Consider the following 7407-nt stretch of genomic DNA (forward strand, 5'->3'; position numbering starts at 1 on the left):
GTCGGTCATCAGGCGACCGCCTCTTCGCCGACGAGGGTGGTGCGGTGCATCAGCCGCCGTGAGGTGGGCTCGAAGGGCAGGGCGCGGTGCAGCATTCCGGTGTTGTCCCAGATGACCAGGTCGCCGCGCCGCCACTGGTGGCGTAGGACGAACCGGGGCTGGGTCGCCCACTCCAGCAGCCGTTCCAGCAGCGCCCGGCCTTCGTCTCCGGGAAGCTCCACGACCTCGCCCGCGGTGGCTCCGACGAGCAGGGACTTGCGTCCGTTGCCGCGCGTCCAGACCAGCGGGTGGGTGCGGGAGGGCACCCGCTCCCAGGCGGCGCGTTCTTCGTCGGAAGGGTCGGGGTTGGCGCGCAGTTGCGCGGCGGCGAAGCTGTGCACGACGGTGAGCCCGTCGAGGCGTGCCTTCTCCGCCTCGGGCAGGGCCTGGTAGGCGAGGAAGGTGCTGGCGAACTCGGTGTCGCCGCCGGCCGGGTCGACCTCGCGAGCGGTGAGCAGCGTCGCCTTCTGCGGTACCTCGATGGTCGCGCCGTCGATGTGCCAGTGGAAGTTCCCGCGCCGGTAGCCCGCGAGGGTCGCGTTGGTCTTGCTCGGGTCGAGGGTGATCGTGTCGATCTCGGGGTGGCGGTGCTCGCTGGTCTTGGCGACCTCGGGTTCGCCGAGCAGGCGGGTGAAGGCGACGAGGTCGTCGTCGCCGATGTCGAGTTCGCGGTAGATCACCACACCGTGCTCGGCGAGCAGGTCCTGGCATCGGTCCGCGGCCTCCCGGCGGACCAGCTGGTCGCCGGAGGCGCCGGTGATCTCCATGCCGAACGGGCCGAGCGGGGTGAACGCAGCGGTCATCGCACCTCCAAGGTAGCTGTACGACCGTATAAGAATGCATCCGCTACTTCAAGAGAGCAAGACTCTCCTCAGATGCCGGCCGGACCCGGACCTCCATGGATGTAGAGGGTCTGGCCGGAGCAGAAGCTGGAGGCGTCGGAGGCGAAGAACAGGACGCCGTAGCCGATCTCGTCGGGCTCGCCGAGGCGGTGCGAGCCGTTGGTCATCGCGATGGCCTCGGGGTCCAGGCCGTGCCGTTCGGCCTCGTCCAGGAGCGTCGCCGCCCGGACCGCTCCCACGGCGATGGTGTTCACCCGGACGCCCTTGCGGGTCCAGGCGGCGGCCAGCGAGCCGGTGAGGTTGTTGACTCCCGCCTTCGCCGCGCCGTACGGCGCGGCCTGCGGCATGGCGAGCAGGCTCGCGCCTGACGAGATGTTCACGATCGCGCCCTTGCCCTGCGCGAGCATCGGCTCGGCAGCGGAGCGGGACAGGAAGAACACGCTGCCGAGGTTGAGCGCCAGGACGTTCTGCCACTCCTCGTTAGTCCATTTCATCGGCGAGTTGGTCTGAGCCCCGCCCGCGTTGTTGACGAGGATGTCGAGCCGGCCCATTTCCCGCAGGGTGGCGTCGACGAGCCGCCGGCACTGGTCGGGGTCGCTGACGTCGGTCGGAACGGCGAGGGCGCGGCGTCCGAGCGCCCGGATCTCTTCTGCGGTGGCTTCCAGTGGTTCGGGACGGCGGGCCGCCAGCACGACGTCGGCACCGTGCTCGGCGAGCACCAGCGCCGTGCCGCGGCCGATCCCGGTGCCGCCGCCGGTGATGACGGCCACCCGGCCGTCCAGGCGGAAGCGGTCGCTCATGTCACTGCCCCTCCGTTGACGCCGATGACCTGGCCGGTGATGTAACCGGCCTCGTCCGAGCACAGGAACGCGCACATCGCGGCGATGTCGTCGCCGGTGCCGAGCCGCCGCGCCGGGATCATCCGGGCCAGCACCTCAGAGCCCGGCAGCAGCTTGGACTCCTGCGCGGCGCGCAGCAGCGGCGTGTCGACCGTGAACGGCGGGATCGTGTTCGCGGTGACCCCTTTCGCCGCGTATTCGAGCGCGACCGCCTTGGTCAGGGCGATCACACCGCCCTTGGACGCCGCGTAGTGCGCCTGCCGCAGCGAACCGGTCTGGCCCGCGGCCGAAGAAATGGTGACGATCCGGCCCCAGCCCCCGGCCGCCATGTCGGGGATCGCGGACTGCAGGCAGTTGAAGGTTCCCGTGAGGTTGACGGCGAGCGTGCGGGCCCAGTCGCCTGAGGTGACCTGCTCGAAGGGCAGGAAACCGGACACGGCCGCGCTGGTGACCAGGATCTCGATCGGTCCCAGCGCGGCGCGCACCTCCTCGAAGGCATGGTCGACCGCGTCCCGGTCCGCCACGTCGACCTGGATCGCCACCGCCCGGCGCTTCTTCGCGCCCAGTTCGCCGGCGAGGCGTTCGGCCGCGTCGCCGGCGAGGTCCAGGACGGCGACGTGCCGATCCCGGCGGGCGAGGTGCTCGCAGATCGCCAGGCCGAGCCCCGAGGCGCCGCCCGTCACCACCGCTGTACGGCTCAAATCGTCCCTCCCGGTCCGACGGCCGACCCTTTCCGAGTCGAAAAGCGTGTGCTATACGAACGTATAGCAAGGGACTATACAACCGTATAACATGGAGCCGAGGAGAAAACGGTGAGCGACGGCGACCCGTACTACGACCCCTACGACGTCGACATCGACCGCGACCCGTACCCCACCTACCGGCGGCTGCGGGACGAGGCGCCGCTGTACTACAACGAACCCCACGACTTCTGGGGACTGAGCCGCTTCGCCGACGTCGACGCCGCCCTCAAGGACGTCAAGCGGCTCAGCTCCGCCAAGGGCGACATCCTCGAGGTCGTCAAGGCCGACCCGGTCATGCCGCCCGGGGTGTTCATCCACGAGGACCCGCCACAGCACACCGTCCACCGCGCCCTGGTCGCGCGCGCTTTCACGCCGCGGCGGATGAGAATGGTCGAGGAGAAGGTGCGAGCCTTCTGCGTCGCGTGCCTGGACCCGTTCACCGGCTCCGACCGGTTCGACTTCGTGACCGACCTCGGCGACGAGCTGCCCATGCGGGCCATCGGCATGCTGGCCGGCATCCCCGACGCCGAGCAGCCGAAGGTCCGCGACCACGCCCAGCGCAACCTGCGCAACGAACCCGGCAGGCCGCTGCCGATCGACAAGGAGCAGTACTTCGACGGCGGCATGTACGCCGAGTACGTGGCCTGGCGGGAGAAGAACCCCTCCGACGACCTCATCACCGAGCTGCTCGGCTTCGAGTTCGAGGACGTTGACGGCACCGTCCGCAAGCTGACCACCGACGAGATCGTGACGTTCCTGACGGTGATCGCCGGCGCTGGGGTCGAGACCACCGGGCGGCTGTTCGGCTGGATGGGCAAGGTCCTGGCCGACCACCCCGACCAGCGCCGCGAGCTGGTCGCCGACCGGTCACTGATCCCCAACGCGATCGAGGAGCTGCTGCGCTACGAGCCTCCCGGACCGCACGTCGCGCGCTACGTCGCCGAAGACGTGGAGTACCACGGCACCAAGGTCCCGGCCGGTTCGGCGATGCTGCTCATGGTCGCCTCGGCCAACCATGACGAGCGGCGCTTCGAGAACCCCGACCGCTACGACATCCATCGCGCCATCGGAACGCACGTCACCTTTGGGCACGGCGCGCACTACTGCCTCGGCGCGGCGCTGGCCCGCATGGAAGGACGCGTCGCCCTCGACGAGGTCCTGAACCGATTCCCCGACTGGGAGATCGACACCGCCGGCGCCCGCCGCTCACCCACCACGACCGTGCGCGGCTGGGACACGATGCCCGCGATCATCAACCAGAGGTGACCCCATGCTTCCCGACCAGACGGCCAGCGGCGTCGTGGCCGTGTCGCACATCGGCCTGTGCGTCTCCGACTTCGACCGATCCCTGCGCTTCTACACCGAAGGGCTGGGCTTCGAGATTGCCGAAGGCTGGGACATCGGAGACTCCCTCGCGCAACTGGCCACTGTTCCTCGCCGACCCGACGGCATCCGGATCGAACTCGTCCAGCACACACGCTGAAGGGCGGGTGCGCTCAGCCGTGCCCGCCCGCCGGCTCCACCGAGTCGAGGAACTCCTGGAACTCCTTGACCACTTCGGCGTGCGCGGACGCGATGCCGACGCCCTCCTCCAGCCGGATCAGCTTCGGGATTCCCGTGACCAGGAACAGCAGCGTCCCCTGCGACAGCGGCCCGAGGGTGACGGGCCGCTCGCGGATCGCCTCGTCGAGCGCCTCGACCTGGAGCCGCCGCACCCGCTCGGTCCACTCGGTGATCTCCGCGCGGATCGACTTGCGATGGTTGCCCAGAGCGAGGAACTCGGTAGTGAGCGCCGCCGCGGACTCATCGCGGCTGTACTCCCACAGGACGTGCAGCGGCTGGTCGGGGCGGGCACGCAGGGCCTCGGCCAGCTTCTCCAGGTTCTGCTGCGATCGCCGCCGGATGGCCGCGACGAACACCTCGTCCTGGGTCGGGAAGTAGTACTGGACCAGCCCTGGAGTCACGCCGGCCTTGGCGGCGATGGCGCGGTAGGTGACGCCGGCGTAGCCCGCCTCCAGCATCAACCGCTCGACGCAGTTGAGGATGAGATCCCGCGTCTTGGATGTCTCGGCGCCCACGCGCCGGGGGGATGCCATGCACGACCTCGCTCTCACGCTGCACCGACATTGTTGCAGACCGGCAGGTCACATCTGGTGAGCGGGCGAGCGAGGCGACGGGCGCAGACTCCTGGACGGCCTGCGCCCGCGGCCGGGGAGACGCTCATTGCGCAGGGGCCGCGCCCCACGTCGCGGGGGAGTGGAAGGCCTCCAGCTTCTCCTCCGGAGGGACGATGCGGTGGCTGCGGGACTGGATGGACACGTCGTGTCCTTCAGCGGCCTTGCGCAGTGCGCCGACGGTGGCCTGTTCGCGCGGGATGTGCGCGAACGGGTCGAAGTTGTACCAGCGCATGGCGTTCTGGTGGGTCATCTTGTTGATGTCGTCGTCGGGCACTTCGCAGCGTTCCAGCACCTCGTGCAGTTCCTCGGGGGCGCCGGGCCACATCGAGTCGCTGTGGGGGTAGTCGGCCTCCCAGCAGATGTTGTCGATGCCGATGTCGTGCCGCAGCCGCACCCCGAGGGGGTCGCTGATGAAACAGGTGAGGAAGTGCTCGCGGAACACCTCGCTGGGGAGCTTGCCGCCGAAGTCCTGCAGCGTCCAGGTGGCGTGCATCTCGAAGGTCCGGTCGACCCGCTCCATGAAGTAGGGGATCCAGCCGGTTCCGCCCTCCGACAACGCGATCCGGATGTCGGGGAACTGCTTGATGACGCGCGATCACAGCAGGTCGGTGGCGGCCTGACGAACGCGACGCCCTGCTGGACTCGGCGACCGAGGAGTTCCTTCGCTTCTACACCCCCGCTCCCAGGGACGGGCGCACGATCTCCGCGGACTGCGAGGTCGCCGGCACCCGTTTCAAAGAAGGCGAGCGTCTGTGGCTGTCGTCGGCCATGGCGAACCGCGACCCGGCGGCGTTCCCGGACCCGCACACGATCCACCTGGCACGCGAGGGCAACAGGCACGCCAGCTTCGGCCTCGGCATCCACCGCTGCATCGGCTCCAACGTCGCCCGCACCGTGTTCAAGCGGATGATCGCGCAGGTGCTCGACCGGATGCCCGCCTTCGTCTGCGAGCCCGAGGGCGCGGTGCACTACGAGACGATCGGCGTCATCAACGGCATGCGCAACCTCCCGGCGACCTTCACCCCCGGCCCCAGACTCGGCCCGCGACTCGACGAAACCCTCGACACCTTGCAGCGCGCCTGTGACGAACAGCGCCTCGCCGAACCCGTCACCAAACGCAAGGGGAAGATCCGAATATGACTTGACGATGATCGTTCGGTGATCGTCGGCAAGACGTGCGCCTGTAGCGGCTCATGGGCTGCTGGGAAAGTGTGGGGCGCGTTTCTCCAGAAAGGCGGCCACGCCCTCCCGTCCGTCAGGACTGGCGGCGCGGGCCCTGATCGAAAGTGCCTCGCGCCGCAGTGCCGCTTCGGCGTTCGGCGTGGCGGCCTCACGCATGAGCCGCTTGGCGGCGACCTGCGCGGCTCGCGAACCGGACCGCAGTTGTGCGATGAGTCTCTCCGCACCGCTGGCCAGGTCCTCGTCGAGGTGCACTTCGGCGACGAGGCCGAGCGCTTGCGCTTCCCGCGCGGACAGGGCGGGGTTGAGCAGCGCGAGCCGCAGGGCCGGGTGCAGTCCGATCGTCGCGGTGAGCAGCGAACTGCCGCCGTCTGGAGAGAAGCCGATCTTCGTGTAGGCAAGGGTGAAATTCGCCGACGAGCCAGCGATCACGAGGTCGGCGGCGGCCGCCAGTGCCAACCCGGCGCCTGCGGCCACACCTTGCACTACCGAGACCACGATCGCGTCCATCCGATGCAGCTCGCTGATCACCCGATGAAGGCCCTCCGCCAGGTCATCGACCACCTGCTCGGTGTCCTCGGCAGCAGCGAAGGCGGCCACGTCGCCTCCGAAACTGAACGCCCGGCCGGCGCCTGACAGCACCACGATGTGCGCGTCGTCGGCACGGGCCCGTCGCACCGCCCTCAGCAACGCGTCCACCATCGCCTGAGTGAGCGGGTTCCCACGTTCCCTCTCGCACAACGTGATCCGCGCGATTCCGTTCTCCGACTCGTACGCGACCGGGGTCACTGAACAGCCTCCTTGGTCAGGTGGCCCGCGCCGTTAGCCTTGTGGACATCTCTGATAGGAAGCTCGTTGCTCGCTCGACTCCACTCATCCTGTGGTGCTGCCAAGGCGGGCCGGAACCGTTCATCATGGCGAGCGCGCTGGTCGCCTCGTCCTCGGTCGCGCCTAGTGCGAAGGAGAAGCCCTCCCAGGCTCCGCCTGTCACGGCTACGCCACCGAACATGCGCTCGGTTTGTGGTCCTGCAGCTCTGGCCGACTGCGAACCAGCCCGATCGCAATGCAGCAGCGGCCGGTCCCGTCGTCGAACAAGGGATCGGCTGAGACGTACTCGAGCAGTGAGGTCGTGGAGGGCGTGCTACCCCCATCAGTTCCGCGCCGGGTCGCAGTGCGTCTGGAGGAGCCGACAATGCTGACGTCGGTTGAGCTTGCGCGGTCCTCCGGCGAACCCGCCATCGTCCTAGCGGTTCAGGAAGCTCACCCAGCAGCCCCGAACGCGCCCTGTCAACGAAGCTCATCGTCACCGCGACGAGCAGTCCCGGCGGAGCGGCTGGGACCATCGAGACCCTCCTGAAACCGAGCGATCGATCAGTAGATATGAACTCGATGGGTACTCTGGGGCAGCAAGCCACGGCATGTCAAGAGCATCCTCTGTCGGCAAGCCAGCCCCTGAGCTGGCTTATCAGTCCCCACTCTGCTTGGTGGGCCGGGTCTTACTGGGCGTTTCATCCTGCGAGTTCCGTTTGATTTCGGGTCAGGTGCCCCGCCATGTGGGAGTGGATTCGCCGGTGAGGCGGCGGCTCAT

The 7407-nt window shown here is 68.7% G+C and carries 9 protein-coding genes; 3 read left to right on the forward strand and 6 right to left on the reverse strand.

The genetic code is table 11. The features are described from left to right. Nucleotides 1–8: 8 nt before the first annotated feature. The 3 genes from AB0C78_RS50255 to AB0C78_RS50265 all read right to left on the reverse strand — a co-directional run bounded on the left by AB0C78_RS50255 (nucleotide 9) and on the right by AB0C78_RS50265 (nucleotide 2421). Nucleotides 9–842 carry a TauD/TfdA family dioxygenase gene (locus AB0C78_RS50255; protein ID WP_360762809.1) on the reverse strand — a complete coding sequence of 278 codons (834 nt, stop codon included), beginning with the start codon at nucleotides 840–842 and terminating at the stop codon, nucleotides 9–11. A gap of 68 nt (nucleotides 843–910) precedes the next feature. Next, complete coding sequence (locus AB0C78_RS50260; RefSeq protein WP_360762812.1) at nucleotides 911–1681, reverse strand: SDR family NAD(P)-dependent oxidoreductase; 771 nt, start codon at nucleotides 1679–1681, stop codon at nucleotides 911–913. Then, on the reverse strand, nucleotides 1678–2421 hold the full coding sequence (locus tag AB0C78_RS50265) for an SDR family NAD(P)-dependent oxidoreductase (protein WP_360762815.1): 744 nt from the start codon (nucleotides 2419–2421) through the stop codon (nucleotides 1678–1680). Before AB0C78_RS50265 ends, AB0C78_RS50260 begins: the two co-directional genes overlap by 4 nt. 111 nt (nucleotides 2422–2532) lie before the next feature. On the opposite strand from AB0C78_RS50265, the gene AB0C78_RS50270 reads away from it, so the two are divergent. Beyond that, nucleotides 2533–3729 (forward strand): cytochrome P450, encoded by a 1197-nt coding sequence (locus AB0C78_RS50270; RefSeq protein ID WP_360762818.1) that lies wholly within the window; start codon nucleotides 2533–2535, stop codon nucleotides 3727–3729. Between the two features lie 4 nt (nucleotides 3730–3733). Continuing rightward, nucleotides 3734–3946, forward strand: a complete 213-nt coding sequence (locus tag AB0C78_RS50275; RefSeq protein WP_360762821.1) for a VOC family protein — start codon at nucleotides 3734–3736, stop codon at nucleotides 3944–3946. A 13-nt stretch (nucleotides 3947–3959) separates the two neighbouring features. Here AB0C78_RS50275 and AB0C78_RS50280 read toward each other — a convergent pair whose 3' ends face one another. Next, nucleotides 3960–4541, reverse strand: coding sequence for a TetR/AcrR family transcriptional regulator (locus tag AB0C78_RS50280; RefSeq protein ID WP_360762824.1), 582 nt, complete (start codon nucleotides 4539–4541; stop codon nucleotides 3960–3962). A gap of 142 nt (nucleotides 4542–4683) precedes the next feature. Then, nucleotides 4684–5226 carry an amidohydrolase family protein gene (locus tag AB0C78_RS50285; RefSeq protein WP_360762830.1) on the reverse strand — a complete coding sequence of 181 codons (543 nt, stop codon included), beginning with the start codon at nucleotides 5224–5226 and terminating at the stop codon, nucleotides 4684–4686. A 50-nt stretch (nucleotides 5227–5276) separates the two neighbouring features. On the opposite strand from AB0C78_RS50285, the gene AB0C78_RS50290 reads away from it, so the two are divergent. Next, the gene (locus AB0C78_RS50290; protein WP_360762833.1) at nucleotides 5277–5780 is read left to right on the forward strand and encodes a cytochrome P450; all 504 of its coding nucleotides are present in this window, start codon (nucleotides 5277–5279) and stop codon (nucleotides 5778–5780) included. 51 nt (nucleotides 5781–5831) lie between these two features. Here the strand turns inward: AB0C78_RS50290 and AB0C78_RS50295 are convergent, their stop codons facing one another. After that, a complete protein-coding gene (locus AB0C78_RS50295; RefSeq protein ID WP_360762827.1) occupies nucleotides 5832–6608 on the reverse strand; it encodes an enoyl-CoA hydratase-related protein in 777 nt (258 codons plus the stop codon). Nucleotides 6609–7407 lie beyond the last annotated feature (799 nt).

This window comes from Actinomadura sp. NPDC048394, from assembly GCF_040651755.1.
Classification (GTDB): domain Bacteria; phylum Actinomycetota; class Actinomycetes; order Streptosporangiales; family Streptosporangiaceae; genus Spirillospora; species Spirillospora montaniterrae.

Bases quoted from the DNA above. Each gene is read 5' to 3' on its own strand.
- AB0C78_RS50255 (WP_360762809.1), bottom strand. From the start codon at position 842: ATGACCGCTGCGTTCACCCCGCTCGGCCCGTTCGGCATGGAGATCACC.
- AB0C78_RS50260 (WP_360762812.1), bottom strand. From the start codon at position 1,681: ATGAGCGACCGCTTCCGCCTGGACGGCCGGGTGGCCGTCATCACCGGC.
- AB0C78_RS50275 (WP_360762821.1), top strand. From the start codon at position 3,734: ATGCTTCCCGACCAGACGGCCAGCGGCGTCGTGGCCGTGTCGCACATC.